General features: G+C 59.8%; 13 protein-coding genes and 1 pseudogene. 6 read left to right on the top strand and 8 right to left on the bottom strand.

What is annotated here, in order from left to right:
• Nucleotides 1–80 precede the first annotated feature (80 nt).
• Both NL64_RS18055 and NL64_RS18050 read right to left on the bottom strand, forming a co-directional pair.
• Complete coding sequence (locus NL64_RS18055) at nt 81–848, bottom strand: TerC family protein (protein ID WP_034149430.1); 768 nt, start codon at nt 846–848, stop codon at nt 81–83.
• Between the two features lie 85 nt (nt 849–933).
• Nucleotides 934–2241: a CitMHS family transporter gene (locus NL64_RS18050; RefSeq protein WP_034149429.1), complete on the bottom strand. Its 1308-nt coding sequence runs from the start codon at nt 2239–2241 to the stop codon at nt 934–936.
• Between the two features lie 454 nt (nt 2242–2695).
• On the opposite strand from NL64_RS18050, the gene NL64_RS29710 reads away from it, so the two are divergent.
• Complete coding sequence (locus tag NL64_RS29710; RefSeq protein ID WP_080758017.1) at nt 2696–3097, top strand: GFA family protein; 402 nt, start codon at nt 2696–2698, stop codon at nt 3095–3097.
• Between the two features lie 2 nt (nt 3098–3099).
• Here NL64_RS29710 and NL64_RS18045 read toward each other — a convergent pair.
• Nucleotides 3100–3423: pseudogene (locus tag NL64_RS18045) on the bottom strand (DOPA 4,5-dioxygenase family protein); the annotation flags it as partial.
• Between the two features lie 85 nt (nt 3424–3508).
• Here NL64_RS18045 and NL64_RS18040 point away from each other — a divergent pair.
• Entirely contained in the window at nt 3509–4168 is a 660-nt protein-coding gene (locus NL64_RS18040) for an NAD(P)-dependent oxidoreductase (protein ID WP_034149428.1), read from the top strand.
• Nucleotides 4169–4238: 70 nt separating this feature from the next.
• On the opposite strand, the gene NL64_RS18035 is transcribed toward NL64_RS18040, so the two are convergent.
• Nucleotides 4239–5189, bottom strand: coding sequence for a choline sulfate utilization transcriptional regulator (locus NL64_RS18035; RefSeq protein ID WP_034149427.1), 951 nt, complete (start codon nt 5187–5189; stop codon nt 4239–4241).
• 114 nt (nt 5190–5303) lie between these two features.
• On the opposite strand from NL64_RS18035, the gene betC reads away from it, so the two are divergent.
• The 3 genes from betC (at nt 5304) to NL64_RS18020 (ending at nt 9591) form a co-directional block, all read left to right on the top strand.
• Nucleotides 5304–6818 carry a choline-sulfatase gene (gene betC, locus NL64_RS18030; RefSeq protein WP_034149426.1) on the top strand — a complete coding sequence of 505 codons (1515 nt, stop codon included), beginning with the start codon at nt 5304–5306 and terminating at the stop codon, nt 6816–6818.
• Nucleotides 6819–6834: 16 nt separating this feature from the next.
• The gene (gene choX / locus NL64_RS18025) at nt 6835–7755 is read left to right on the top strand and encodes a choline ABC transporter substrate-binding protein (RefSeq protein ID WP_034149425.1); all 921 of its coding nucleotides are present in this window, start codon (nt 6835–6837) and stop codon (nt 7753–7755) included.
• Nucleotides 7756–8022: 267 nt separating this feature from the next.
• The gene (locus NL64_RS18020) at nt 8023–9591 is read left to right on the top strand and encodes a SulP family inorganic anion transporter (RefSeq protein WP_034149424.1); all 1569 of its coding nucleotides are present in this window, start codon (nt 8023–8025) and stop codon (nt 9589–9591) included.
• Between the two features lie 128 nt (nt 9592–9719).
• Here the strand turns inward: NL64_RS18020 and aroE are convergent, their stop codons facing one another.
• Together aroE and hemF are read right to left on the bottom strand one after the other, a co-directional pair.
• A complete protein-coding gene (gene aroE, locus NL64_RS18015) occupies nt 9720–10541 on the bottom strand; it encodes a shikimate dehydrogenase (RefSeq protein ID WP_034149423.1) in 822 nt (273 codons plus the stop codon).
• Between the two features lie 65 nt (nt 10542–10606).
• On the bottom strand, nt 10607–11521 hold the full coding sequence (hemF, locus tag NL64_RS18010; RefSeq protein ID WP_034149506.1) for an oxygen-dependent coproporphyrinogen oxidase: 915 nt from the start codon (nt 11519–11521) through the stop codon (nt 10607–10609).
• A gap of 164 nt (nt 11522–11685) precedes the next feature.
• On the opposite strand from hemF, the gene NL64_RS18005 reads away from it, so the two are divergent.
• Entirely contained in the window at nt 11686–12663 is a 978-nt protein-coding gene (locus NL64_RS18005) for an NADPH:quinone reductase (RefSeq protein ID WP_034149422.1), read from the top strand.
• A 131-nt stretch (nt 12664–12794) separates the two neighbouring features.
• On the opposite strand, the gene NL64_RS18000 is transcribed toward NL64_RS18005, so the two are convergent.
• Complete coding sequence (locus NL64_RS18000; protein ID WP_034149421.1) at nt 12795–13352, bottom strand: L-threonylcarbamoyladenylate synthase; 558 nt, start codon at nt 13350–13352, stop codon at nt 12795–12797.
• A gap of 55 nt (nt 13353–13407) precedes the next feature.
• A complete protein-coding gene (gene dprA, locus NL64_RS17995; RefSeq protein ID WP_034149420.1) occupies nt 13408–14514 on the bottom strand; it encodes a DNA-processing protein DprA in 1107 nt (368 codons plus the stop codon).
• Between the last annotated feature and the right edge of the window lie 51 nt (nt 14515–14565).

Below are 14565 nucleotides of genomic sequence, written 5' to 3'. Positions count from 1 at the left end.
CACACAGTCAACATTGATGTTGAATGATGGACCGCTATCGCGAGCAGGCTCGCTCCCACAGGGTATTGCGTACTACAGGGTTACTGCCCCGGAATATCCTTGCGCAGTTTCACCGGATCCTGCTGCTTCTTCTTTCTCGCCATCGCGGTGCGCATCTTGATGTTGATCGCTTCCACTGCCAGCGAGAACGCCATGGCGAAGTAGACGTAGCCTTTTGGCACATGCACGTCCAGGGATTCGGCAATCAGCACCATACCGACGATCAACAGGAACGACAGCGCCAGCATCTTCAGCGAAGGGTGCTTGTCGATGAACGCGCTGATCGTGCCCGAGGCCAGCATCATCACCAGTACCGCAACAACGATCGCCGCGACCATGACCGGTACGTGGGAGACCATGCCGACGGCGGTGATCACCGAGTCCAGCGAGAACACGATGTCGATGATCGCGATCTGGATGATGGTGTAGAGGAAGTTGCCGCCCTTGAGGTTTGGCTCGTCGTCGCTTTCGTCTTCACCTTCCAGCGCGTGGTACATCTCTTGCGAGCTCTTCCACAGCAGGAACAGACCACCGAAGAACAGGATCAGGTCCCGCCCGGAGATACCCTGGCCGAACACTTCGAACAGGTCGGCGGTGAGGCGCATGACCCAGGTGATCGACAGCAGCAACAGAATCCGCGTGACCATGGCCAGCGCCAGGCCGAAAATCCGGGTGCGCTGTTGCATGTGCTTGGGCATGCGGCTGACCAGGATCGAAATCATGATGATGTTATCGATACCCAGGACGATTTCCAGGGCGGTCAGGGTAAAGAAGGCAACCCAGATTTCAGGGTTGGTCAGCCATTCCATGTGTATTCCTTTGAGCGAGTGTTAAACCACAACGGGTCCGGGCTTCAAACCGCGAAGCCGGGACCCGAAGTGGCGAGTCTTGGGCTTATAGAGTGCTGAACAGCGGAAAAATCCCCATCAGCAATGCAGCAACCAGTATGCACATGCAAACCAGCACTGCCCATTTCAGGGTGAAGCGCTGGTGATCACCAAAATCAATACCGGCCAGGGCCACCAACAGGTAAGTCGAGGGTACCAGCGGGCTCAACAAGTGGACGGGCTGACCGACGATCGAGGCACGTGCCATTTCCACCGCGGTTATACCGTAGTGGCTGGCGGCTTCGGCAAGTACCGGTAACACGCCGTAATAAAATGCATCGTTGGACATGAAGAAGGTGAACGGCATGCTCACCAACGCCGTGATCACGGCCAGGTACGGGCCAAGGAAATCCGGAATCACTGCCAACAGGCTTTTCGACATGGCATCGACCATGCCGGTGCCCGACAGGATACCGGTGAAGATGCCCGCGGCAAAGATTAGTCCGACAACCGCCAGCACGCTACCGGCGTGGGCCGCGACGCGATCTTTCTGCTGTTGCAGGCATGGGTAGTTGACGATCATCGCAATACTGAAAGCCACCATGAACAGCACCGGCAGCGGCAACAGGCCGGCGATCAGGGTGCACATCAGGCCCAGGGTCAGGGCGCCGTTGAACCAGATCAGTTTCGGACGACGAGCGTCCGGGAACTGCGACACGCTGATTTCACTGTGATCGATCTCGTCGCCCACCAGGTGCAGTTCACCGAGGCGCGCACGTTCACGTTTGCCGTAGAAGTAAGCGATGGCCAGGATTGCCACGACACCGGCCGCCATCGCCGGAATCATCGGCACGAAAATGTGCGACGGGTCCACATGCAGCGCACTGGCGGCACGGGCGGTCGGGCCACCCCATGGGGTCATGTTCATCACGCCACCGGCGAGGATGATCAGGCCGGCCATGATCCGCGGGCTCATGCCGATGCGGCTGTAGAGCGGCAGCATGGCGGCCACGCAGATCATGTAAGTGGTGGCGCCGTCACCATCGAGGGACACGACGAGCGCCAGTACGGCGGTGCCGACCGAGACTTTCAGCGGGTCGCCCTTGACCATTTTGAGGATCTTGCGCACAGCCGGGTCGAACAGGCCGGAGTCAATCATCAGGGCAAAGTACAGAATGGCGAACATCAGCATCACGCCGGTCGGCGCAAGTTTGGTGATGCCTTCGAGCATCATCGGGCCGATTTTCGGACCGAAGCCGCCGAACAGGGCGAAGATGATCGGGATGATGATCAGGGCGATCAGCGCGGACAGGCGCTTGGTCATGATCAGGAACATGAACGTGATGACCATGGCGAAGCCAAGGAAAGTCAGCATGGGAATACTCCAGGCGTAGCGCGGCTAGGGAATGGGCGGATCGGGCGGGATCAGCGCAGAACGGGAAGCACGAGGCGTACGGGCGGAGTTGCAGCGTAGCGGCGGGTAGTAGAGGACATCAGAATCACCATTGTTGTTGTTAAATGGGCTGTGCGAGCGATAAAACGCTGGCATTGGCCAACCGGTCTGTTGCCGGCAGTGAGGGCGATCCTAATCGGGGAAGCTTTCAGCCAGCTTTCGCTGGTGAAAGCATTGACCGGATGTGCGACCGGTCGTCGGAGCGAGTTGAGGTCTTCGCGCACAAGCTAGCGCACATCGGATTGGCGTCGCGGCACGGATCCCTGTAGGAGCTGCCGAAGGCTGCGATCTTTTGATCTTGCTTCTAAAAATCAAAGTCAAAAGATCGCAGCCTTCGGCAGCTCCTACAGGGGCATACGCATCAGGAGGAATGGGCATGGTCAAATTTCATACAGGCGGCTGCCACTGCGGGCAACTGCGCTATCAATTCAGCGGACCCTTGCACGACATTGCCCACTGCCATTGCTCGATTTGCCGGCGAGTCAGCGGCGGGATCGTGACCACCTGGATCACCGTCCCGGCAATCGCCTTTCAATGGCTGGCCGGGACACCGGCGCGGTACGACTCTTCGTCAACCTGCGCACGATATTTCTGCGGTCACTGTGGGGCGCAACTGGCGCTGGTGACAGATCTGAGCCCTGAAAGTATCGACGTCACCGTCGCCACCCTCGATCACCCCGAACAGGCACCCGCCGAGCGCCACATCTGGACCGACAGCCGCTTGCCGTGGCTGCACCTGGACGAGCACTTGCCCGGCGAGGCCGAAGAAACCATCTGATCAAAAATAGACAGGTTCAACGGTCGAACCGCGCCCATCCAGATCGCGTGCTCGCTGTGGTCGAGCAAATCGTCGCCGGTATCCGGGTGCAGGAACACCACCAAACCCTTGCGGTTGAGCGCCAGCCACGGCAGCACGTCGCCGATCAGCTCCGGGCCGAAGGCCAGTTGGCAGCTCCAGTCCGGGTGTGGCCCGACCGGTCGCTCATGAACGCGGCCCATCTTCAGCGGGAACAACTGCGCCGCTTGCTCACACAGCGCCCGCGCCTGATCAATCGTGCTGGCATCGAAATAGACATGAGCGTGATAGCCCTTGATCCGGTGCATGTGAATCCCTCTAAAACTCAGTCGAACCCTTATCGTTCCGTGCATGTCACACGACATATACGCATGAAAACAAGGGAGTTCAGCCATGAAAAACGCCGAAACGCCGGTGGTGAAAGTGGTGCTTTATGGTGCCATGAGTAGCCTGGGCAGTGCGCTGATGGCTGAAATGCTTCGGCGCCAACATGAAGTAATCGCCATTCTCGATGACTTGACGGCATTGGCGCCGCGTCCGGGTTTGCGCACCAAGACCGGCGACCTGTTCGAGGCTGAGCGGGTGAAGCAAAGCGTAGCCGGCAGCTCGGCAGTCATTTGTTTGCTGGACGCACCAGGGTTGCCATTCAACAGTGAGTACGTGGAAAAAACCATCATCCCCGGCCCGGTCGAGCAGGTGCTGGCGGTGGACGCGTTGATTGAAGGCATGCAAGCGGCGGGTATCGCACGGTTGTTTCTGGTGGGGGATTTCGAGGTCCTGGACGATCCAGAGATTGAGGACGGGTTGCAACGTCACGCTGCCGAAGAAATTCGCGAAGCGCTGCAAAGCAGTGCCTTGCACTGGACGATGGTGAACGCCCCGCGTGGAGTGCCGGGATTGACCATTGAGCATTTCAGTCAGATCGGCGGCAACCTTGAGCCGGGGCTGGCCGAGCCGCTCGCGCGTCTGGCTCGCACGGCGGTGGGGATCGCTGATGAGCTGCATCTCAACCTGCATGTCGGTGAGCATGTGAATTTTGTTGCGACTTCATAACCAGTAAAAGATCGCATCCCTGTAGGAGCTGCCGAAGGCTCGGGCCGCGTTCGGACGATCTTTTGACCTTTCAAACCGCAATCGAAGGAAACGACAACCCCGTCACCGATTGCGCACTGCTGGCCTGCTCCGCCATCAACCAATCAACAAATTGCTGAATCAACGCGCCACGCCGTTTGCGCTGGGGCAAAACCACGTAATAACCGAGCCGGGAAATCACCGTTTCAGCAATCGGTCGACACAACAAACCTTGCGCCAGCAAGTTATCCACAAGGTGCCGCCAACCGATGGCCACGCCCTGACCACCAATCGCGGCCTGAATCAACAAGGTGTAATTATCGAAGCGCAACTGGCCCGGAGCCGGGGGCGACGTGATTCCCAACTCGCGAAACACGCCACTCCAGTCGAACCAGTTACTGCTGTTCTCCCCGCGCAGGTGCAGCAGTGGCAGCTCCAGTAAAGCTTTGGCAGGCAAGGGCAGGGGACGCTCGCTCAATAACTGTGGGCTGCAAACCGGGAACACTTCTTCGCTGAACAACCAATGACTTTCCCCCTGCTTGAAGCGGCCATCACCGAACAATACGGCCACGTCGATATCGGTCCGCAGCATGTTGTGGCTGCGCTCGCTGGTGACCAGGCTGACATCCACTTGCGGATTGGCCGCATGAAAGCGATGCAGGCGCGGCATCAGCCAATAGGCGGCGAAGGCAAAGTCGGTAGCGACTTGCAGCACCTCATGCTGTTGCTGTGCACTAATCGCACTCAAACCGGCGTCGATGTTCTGCAAACCGAGCTGAACCTGCTCGAAAAGGATCATTCCGGCCTCGGTCAATTCGATGCCGCGATAGATTCGGTCGAACAATCGTGTCGCCAACTGTTCTTCCAGCCGTTTGATCTGCTGGCTGATGGCCGGTTGCGTCGTGCCCAACTCAACGGCTGCCGCAGTGAAGCTGCGTTGGCGGGCGGCAGCTTCAAAGGCGCGAAGCAAATCCAGGGACAGGTCACCGAGGGCGTCATACATAAGCTGTGCTTATCCTAGTCATTGCCGCGCATGGGCTTTACCGCAAACTGTGCGGAATCCATGCTCAATCGCAGCACTCTCGCATAAATATTCACTATGGAATGCCGCGATCACATGAAGCGCAAGAATATTCTTTTCATCATGGCCGATCAGATGGCCGCGCCAATGTTGCCGTTCTACGGTTCTTCGCCGATCAAACTCCCGAATCTCAGTCGCCTCGCCGCCCAAGGCGTGGTGTTCGACGCCGCTTATTGCAACAGTCCACTGTGCGCGCCGTCGCGCTTTACCCTGGTCAGCGGCCAGTTGCCGAGCAAGATCGGCGCCTACGACAACGCAGCCGATTTCCCTGCCGACGTGCCGACTTATGCCCATTACCTGCGACGCCTCGGTTACCGCACCGCGCTGTCGGGCAAGATGCATTTCTGCGGCCCTGACCAGTTACACGGCTATGAAGAACGCCTGACCAGCGACATCTACCCGGCCGACTATGGCTGGGCGGTGAACTGGGATGAGCCGGATGTGCGCCCGACCTGGTACCACAACATGTCATCGGTGTTGCAAGCCGGACCGTGCGTGCGCACCAATCAACTGGATTTCGACGAAGAGGTGGTGTTCAAGGCCCAGCAATACCTGTTCGATCACATTCGCGAGGATGGCGACCAGCCGTTCTGCCTGACCGTTTCGATGACTCACCCACACGACCCGTACACCATTCCCAAGGCTTTCTGGGACATGTACGACGATGCCGATATCCCTTTGCCTACAACGCCAAACCAGCACGACCTGGATCCGCATTCCCAGCGCCTGCTCAAGGTTTATGACCTTTGGGATAAACCGCTGCCTGTGGATAAGATTCGTGATGCGCGCCGCGCTTATTTCGGAGCTTGCAGCTATATCGATAGCAACGTCGGCAAACTTCTGCAAACACTCGAAGATACCGGGCTGATCGATGACACCATCATCGTGTTCTCCGGCGACCACGGCGACATGCTCGGCGAACGTGGGCTCTGGTACAAAATGCATTGGTATGAAATGGCAGCGCGGGTTCCCCTGTTGATAAGTGCGCCAGGACAATTTGGCGCTGGCCGGGTCAGCGCTTCGGTCTCCACCGCGGACCTGTTGCCGACCTTTGTGGAACTGGCGGGCGGCTCCCTTGAGCCGGGCCTGCCACTCGACGGCCGTTCGCTGGTGCCGCATCTGCAAGGGCAGGGCGGTCACGACGAAGTGTTCGGCGAATATATGGCTGAAGGCACTATCAGCCCGTTGATGATGATTCGCCGTGGCGCTTACAAATTCATCTACAGCGAAGACGACCCTTGCCTACTCTTCGATGTACACAATGACCCGCGCGAACTGGAAGAACTCAGCCAGTCGCCGCAACATCGTCGGCTATTCGACGATTTTCTCGCCGAGGCGCGGGCCAAATGGGACATTCCAGCGATCCATCAACAGGTGCTCGCGAGCCAGCGGCGCCGACGCTTCGTCGCCGATGCCCTGACCATCGGCAAGCTGAAGAGCTGGGATCACCAGCCGCTGGTGGACGCCAGTCAGCAATACATGCGCAACCACATCGACCTCGATGACCTGGAGCGTAAAGCACGTTATCCACAACCCTGCCAAAACCAATAATGTTAAGGGGAAGTTCATGCAAAGGTTATCCACAGTACTGACGGTCGGGCTATTGGCTCTGGGCAGCACGTCGGCGTATGCCGATCAGAACTGCGAAACGGTGAAAATGGCCGATCCGGGCTGGAGCGACATCGCCGCGACCAACGCCATCACCGGGTTTCTGCTGGACGGCATGGGCTACAAGGCCAAGGTCGACACCCTCGCGGTGCCGATCACCTTTGGCGGGTTGAAGGATGGCCAGGTCGATGTATTCCTGGGTAACTGGATGCCGGCGCAACAGGGTTTCTACGACAAGTTCGTGGCCACGGGCGACGTTACGCAACTGGCGAAGAACCTCGATGGCACCGAGTTCACCCTTGCGGTTCCGGACTACGTGTGGGACGCGGGTGTGCATAACTTTGCCGACCTGAACAAGTTCGCCGACAAGTTCGAGCACAAGATCTACGGCATCGGCTCCGGTGCACCGGCGAACATCTCGCTGCAAGAGATCATCAAGAAAAACGATTTCGACATGGGGCAGTGGAAACTGGTGGAATCCAGCGAGCAGGCGATGCTGGCGGAAGTGTCCCGCGCGGTGAAAAAGCAGAAATTCGTCACCTTCCTCGGCTGGACCCCGCACCCAATGAACGTACAGCTGAAAATGCATTATCTGAAGGGCGGCGAGAAATACTTCGGCGACACCGGCAGCGTTTACACCCTGACCCGCAAAGGTTATGCACAGGCCTGCCCGAACGTTGGCAAGCTGCTGACCAACCTGAGCTTCACCCAGGACATGGAGAACAGCATCATGGCCGAGGTGGTGAACAAGAAAGTCAGCAATGCCGATGCGGCCAAGGCGTGGATCAAGGCCAACCCGGCGGTGCTGGATAAATGGCTGGACGGCGTGAAGACCGTGGACGGCAAGGATGCGTTGCCTGCGGTGAAAGCCAAGTTGTAATGATTACCTGAGGGACGGTAATGATTACCTGTGGCGAGGGAGCTTGCTCCCGCTCGACTGCTTAGCAGACGTAAATCCGGATAACTCGGTAAGGCTGGCAAACCGCGTTGAACGGATTGGGAGCGCTACGCACTCCAGCGGGAGCAAGCTCCCTCGCCACACAAAGCCTCCTCAACACACCAGGCTCGCTCATTACAGCAAGCTCCCTGGACACAATGCTGGCTTCGTCCTGCTACCCTTGCGCCAAAATCCTGCCCGAGAGGACCCATGGCCTTTCCCAGCCGCCATTCACTCTTCCCGTTCCTTACATGGTTACCACGGCAAACCCGCGCCAGTGTCGGGCGGGACCTGATCGTCGGCCTCAGTGGCGCGATTCTCGCGTTGCCGCAATCCATTGCCTACGCGCTGATTGCCGGTCTCCCACCCGAGTACGGCTTATACGCGGCGATCATTCCGGTGTTGATCGCTTGTCTGTGGGGCTCGTCGTGGCATTTGATCTGCGGTCCTACAGCCGCGATTTCGATTGTCCTGTACGCCAGCGTCAGTCCCCTGGCCGTTCCGGCGACACAGGACTACGTCACCTTGATCCTGCTGCTGACGTTGCTGGCCGGGATTTTCCAGTGGTTGCTGGGGCTGCTGCGCTTTGGCGCGCTGGTGAATTTCGTTTCTCATTCAGTGGTGCTCGGCTTCACCCTCGGTGCGGCGGTGGTGATTGCCATCGGCCAACTGCCGAACCTGCTGGGTCTGGATTTGCCCAGCCAGGCCACCGCGTTGGACAGTTTCATTACCCTGTTCCAACACCTTGGCGAGGTGGACAAACCTTCGCTGATATTGGGCCTCGCCACCGTCGTGGTCGGCGTGATCCTGAAACTGATGTTGCCCCGCTGGCCAACTCTGTTGATGACTTTGGTGCTGGGCGCATTACTGGTCTGGCTGTGGCCCTCGATGTTCGGGCACGTGCAATTGGTCAGCGCGTTCGCCGGCAAGTTGCCACCCTTCAGCCCGCTGCCGCTGGACCTCGACACGATCCTGCGCCTGCTGCCCAGTGCCGTGGCGGTCGGCATGCTCGGGCTGGTGACCAGCCTGTCGATTGCCCGTTCCTTGTCGGCGCGGTCACAACAGTTGCTCGATGCCAATCAGGAAGTCCGAGCCCAGGGCTTGTCCAACATTGTCGGTGCGTTTTTTTCCGGGTCGCTGTCAGCCGGCTCCTTCACCCGTTCGGGCCTGAGTTACGACGCGGGCGCCTGCTCGCCATTGGCGGGGATTTTTTCGGCCTTGTGGGTGGCGCTGTTCGCGATTTTCGGTGCGCAGCTGATCGCACACATTCCGATCCCGGCCATGGCTGGCAGCATTTTGTTGATCGCCTGGGGCTTGGTAGATCATCGCGCAATTCGCGCGTTGCTGCGGGTCAGCCGCGCCGAATTCCTGGTCATGGCCCTGACGTGTGTAGCCACGCTGCTGCTGGAGTTGCAGACCGCTATCTACGCCGGCGTGCTGGCCTCGCTGTTCTTCTACCTCAAGCGCACCTCGCAACCGCGGGTTCAGCATGTGCGCGACGGCGATGACGACATCCTGCGGGTCGGCGGGTCGATCTTTTTCGGCGCCAGCCATTACCTGCAAGTGCGCCTGCAACGGATGCACGGTGCGCGGGTGGTGATCGAGGCGCAGCAGATCAACTTCATCGACTATTCAGGGGTTGAAATGCTGCATCAGGAAGCGCGGCGGTTGTTGCGCCAGAATCGCAGTTTGACCCTGCGCCGGGCGAGGCCGCAGGTGGTAGAGGAATTGCGCAAGCTCGAAGGGGCGGAGAAATGCCCGATTCGGTTTGAGGACTGAAACACCACACTGCGGGATATATGCCTAACCCTGTGGCGAGCTCGCTCCCGCTGGGCTGCGCAGCAGCCCTAAAAATCTGCGGGCGCTGCGCACCCGAGCGGGAGCAAGCTCCCTCGCCACAAAAAAGCCTACAGCGCCAACTGCCGACGCAGTTCGGCCAGTACCGGTGCCGTATCCGGGCGCACACCGCGCCACAGGAAAAACGCCTCTGCCGCTTGTTCGGCAAGCATTCCCAAGCCGTCCATCGCCACTGCTGCACCATTCTCGCTGGCCCAGCGGCAGAATGAAGTCGGCTCCTTGCCGTACATCATGTCGTAGCACACCGTTTTGCCCGGTTCGATCAGGCTGGTGGCAATCGGCGGCACATCGCCCGACAAACTGGCGGACGTCGCATTGATGATCAGGTCCACCGACTCCTGCAACCAGTCGTAACCGCTGGCCGATACCGGTCCCAGATCGCAGAACAATTCCGCCAGCAACTCGGCCTTGTCCACCGTGCGGTTGGCGATGACCACCGACGCCGGTTGCTCGGCCAGCAACGGTTCGAGCGCACCGCGCACCGCGCCGCCAGCACCGAGCAGCAGTATGCGTTTGCCCTTGAGGCTGAAACCGGCGTTAACCGTCAGGTCCCGCACCAGACCGGCACCGTCGGTGTTATCACCCAACAACGTGCCGTCTTCGAGCTTGCTCAGGGTGTTCACCGCGCCAGCCCGTTGCGCCCTTGCAGTCAGGGTGTCGGCCAGGCGATAGGCCTCTTCCTTGAACGGCACCGTCACATTCGCCCCGCGACCTTCGAGGAAAAACGCCCGGGCACAGCCGGAAAAGTCGTCAAGAGGTGCCAGTGAAGTGCTGTAGTCGAGTTTCTGCGCGGTCTGCTCGGCAAACAGGCGATGAATCAACGGCGATTTGCTGTGGCCAATCGGGTTACCGAATACGACGTAACGGTCCATCTAAACCTCACCTGTAGGAGCTGCCGGAGGCCGCCATATTGGCGCCATCCCCGGCAAAACAATTCTCAACCCTTGGCCAACCAATCGCGGTCTTGCAGGAAATACTCGGTCAGGCGTGCTTCTTCGCTGCCAGGCTCGGCTTTCCAGTCGTAACCCCAGCGCACTTGTGGCGGCAGTGACATCAGAATCGACTCGGTACGCCCGCCCGATTGCAGGCCGAACAAGGTGCCACGGTCGTAAACCAGGTTGAACTCGACGTAACGCCCACGGCGGAATTCCTGAAACTCGCGCTGCTTGGCAGTGAACGCATCGTTCTTGCGCCGCTGCACGATCGGCAGATACGCCTCGATGTACGCGTCGCCGATGGCGCGCATGAAGGCGAAACTGGTGTCGAAGTCCCACTCGTTCAGATCATCGAAAAACAGGCCGCCGATGCCCCGTGGCTCGTGGCGATGCTTGATGTGGAAATAGCTGTCGCACCAAGCCTTGTACCGCGAGTAGACGTCCGGGCCAAACGGCGCGCAGGCCTGCTCGGCGACGCGGTGCCAGTGCACGCAGTCTTCTTCATTGCCGTAATAAGGGGTCAGGTCGAAACCGCCGCCGAACCACCAGACCGGTTCTTCACCTTCTTTCTCGGCGATGAAAAAACGCACGTTGGCGTGGGAGGTCGGTACGTGCGGGTTGTGCGGGTGGATCACCAGCGACACGCCGAGGGCTTCGAAGCCGCGCCCGGCCAGTTCCGGCCGATGGGCGCTGGCGGACGGTGGCAGACCGCTGCCGAAGACGTGGGAAAAGTTGACGCCGCCCTTTTCGATGACCGTGCCGTTTTCAATCACCCGCGTACGGCCGCCACCGCCGGCAGGCCGGGTCCAGGCGTCTTCGACGAAGCGCGTACCACCGTCTTCGGCTTCCAGGGCAGCACAAATGCGGTCTTGCAGGTCGAGCAGATAGGCTTTTACGGCCTCGGTGCGGGTCGTCATGTCATCACCTTGAATCGGGCAAAACAACGCGGCGCTCCATCGGAGCTCAGCCTGCGCAAATGGGCGCGTAGCATACCACCGCCGATGCACTCGTCGCAGTTGACGAAGGTCAAGGTTAGGAGTTCGATAGGGCGCTTCGTATCGACGAATCAAGGAGAAGGCAGATGGCAAAGCGTATTCAGTTCCGCGCCCATGGCGGCCCCGAAGTACTCGAGTATGTGGATTACCAACCCGCCGAGCCCGGCCCGCAGCAGGTGCGCGTGAGCAACAAGGCCATCGGTCTGAACTTCATCGACACGTACTACCGCAGCGGTCTTTATCCGCCACCGTCCCTGCCATCGGGCGTGGGATCGGAAGGAGCAGGCGTGGTCGAGGCGGTCGGCAGCGAAGTCACGCGGTTCAAGGTTGGTGATCGCGTAGCTTATGGCAGCGGTCCGTTGGGTGCCTACAGCGACGTTCACGTGTTGCCCGAGGCTAACCTGGTGCATCTGCCGGACGCCATCAGCTTCGAAACGGCCGCTGGAGTGATGCTCAAGGGTCTCACCGTGCAGTACTTGCTGCGTCAGACCTATGAACTCAAGGGTGGCGAAACCATCCTGTTCCACGCTGCGGCCGGTGGCGTCGGTTCCCTGGCCTGCCAATGGGCCAAGGCCTTGGACGTCAAACTGATCGGTACGGTGAGCTCAGCGGAGAAAGCCGCGCTGGCCAAGGCCAATGGCGCATGGGCGACCATCGACTACAGCCATGAAAATGTCGCACAACGTGTACTGGAATTGACTGACGGCAAAAAAGTCCCGGTGGTGTACGACGGCGTCGGCAAGGACACTTGGTTGACCTCCCTCGATAGCGCGGCACCGCGTGGGTTGGTGGTGAGTTTCGGCAATGCGTCGGGTGCGGTGGACGGGGTGAATTTGGGGATTCTGGCGGGGAAAGGTTCGTTGTACGTCACCCGGCCGACACTGGGGACCTATGCCAACAACGCTGAGAATCTGCAACGGATGGCGGACGAGCTATTTGAAATGATCATCAGCGGCAAGCTGACTGTGGACATCAGCCAGCGTTATCCATTGGCTGAAGCGGCGAAGGCTCAGACCGAGTTGTCGGCGCGGCGTACGACAGGCTCGGTCATTTTGTTGCCTTAGGATTTTCAGCGTTTTCCGGGGCCTCATCGCTGGCAAGCCAGCTCCCACAGTGATTTCTGGTGTTCACAATATTTGTATTCACCGCCGAAACCTGTGGGAGCTGGCAAGCCAGCGATGGGGACGACCAGGTCTCAATCCGGGCGCACAACATGCCCCGTCGCCAGATCCCGGATCACGCTCGGGTTCTTGCGCCCACCCAGATTCCCACCCAGCACCAGGTCAATCTGCCCACGGAAATACTGCTCCACGCGAATCCGCGTGCGCGCCGCCGGGCGGCCCTGCGGGTTGGCGGACGTCGACACCAGCGGTCCGACCAGTGCGCACAAATCCCGCACCTGCGGGTGATCGCTGACCCGCAGCGCCACGGTTTCATGCACGCCGGTGATCCACTCCGGCAACATATTCTGATGCGGCACCAGCCAGGTGTTCGGCCCCGGCCAGGTACTGGCCATGCGGTCCATCCACAGCTCGGGGAAATCTTCGAACAGGAAGTCGAACTGGCGGATGTTGTCAGCGACCAAAATCAGGCCTTTATCCACAGACCGGCCCTTGATCAGCAGCAAACGCTCCACTGCCTCTTCGTCCCACGGGTCGCACCCCAGACCCCAGACAGCTTCGGTTGGGTAGGCAATCACCGCCCCGGCGCGAACTGCTTGCGCGGCTTGTTGCACACGCCAACTGTTGACCATGAATAAACTCTCCAGAATAAGGCTCTGCGCAGTTTACCGATCTTCCTTATAAAACCTAGCTCACCCGCGCAAACCAGCGGCCGTTTTCACACACGGCGCGGCCGTCCATTTCCAGCTCCGTCAACGCCGCCAGCACTTTGGGCAAGGCCCAGCCACTGGCGTCAGCCAGCATTTCACTGGTTTGAGGTGCGGCGTGGAGCAATGCCAGCAAAGGATGGGACACCACTCCCACCTCGGATTCTGTGGATAACGGCAGCTGTTGCCAGCCGCGCAAGGCTTCAAGAATGTGTTCGATGGTTTCCACCAACACCGCACCGTCGCGGATCAACTGGTGGCAACCCTTGGCGCCCGGGTGATGGATCGATCCCGGAATCGCATACACCTCGCGTCCCTGTTCCGCCGCCAGCCTCGCGGTGATCAACGAACCGCTGGCAACACTGGCCTCGACCACCAGCACTCCGAGAGACAAACCACTGATGATTCGGTTGCGCCGGGGGAAGTTGCTGGCGGTCGGGCCGGCGTCCAGCGGGAACTCCGAAAGTACCGCGCTGCCCGAGGCAATCATTGCATCGGCGAGCCGTCTATTGCGCTGTGGATAAAACTTTTCAAGACCCGTGCCAAGCACGCCGACCGTCTGCCCGCCAACGTCCAGCGCCGCCTGATGCGCGGCGGCGTCGATACCGAGAGCCAGACCGCTGGTCACGACAAAACCGGCGCTAGCCAGGCTGCGGGAAAATGCTGCGGCAGTATCCATGCCCGGTCGTGACGCACGACGGCTACCCACCATCGCCAGTTGCGGTTTTTCCAGAATACCCGGATCACCCGCCACGAATAACAGCGGCGGTGCATCGCTGATTTCAGCCAGCAGCGCCGGGTAATCGGCTTGGTCAAACATCAGCAAATGCTGGCCAGGACGCTCTAGCCAAGCCAATGCGTGGCTTGCGCCATCGCGGATTTCTGCACTGCGCCGGGCCTCGGCACAGGCCAGTGGCAGGCCCAACGCACGCCAGGCGCTGGCCGGAGCGCTGATGGCTTTGGACGCCGAACCGAAGGCCTGCAGCAATTTCTTGAAACGCGCCGGGCCAAGTTCAGGTAAACGGTGAAGACGTAGACGAGCTTCCAGTTCCGCAGGGGAAACCGGTGCAGCAGCAGGCATCGACATGGATCATCCTTGATCGTTATGAGCACCCGTACAAACGGGAATAAGCTGTGG

This window comes from Pseudomonas fluorescens, from assembly GCF_000802965.1.
Lineage (GTDB): Bacteria > Pseudomonadota > Gammaproteobacteria > Pseudomonadales > Pseudomonadaceae > Aquipseudomonas > Aquipseudomonas fluorescens_A.
Note: the sequence above shows the minus strand (reverse complement) of the source record. Positions and strands in the feature narration are given on the sequence as shown.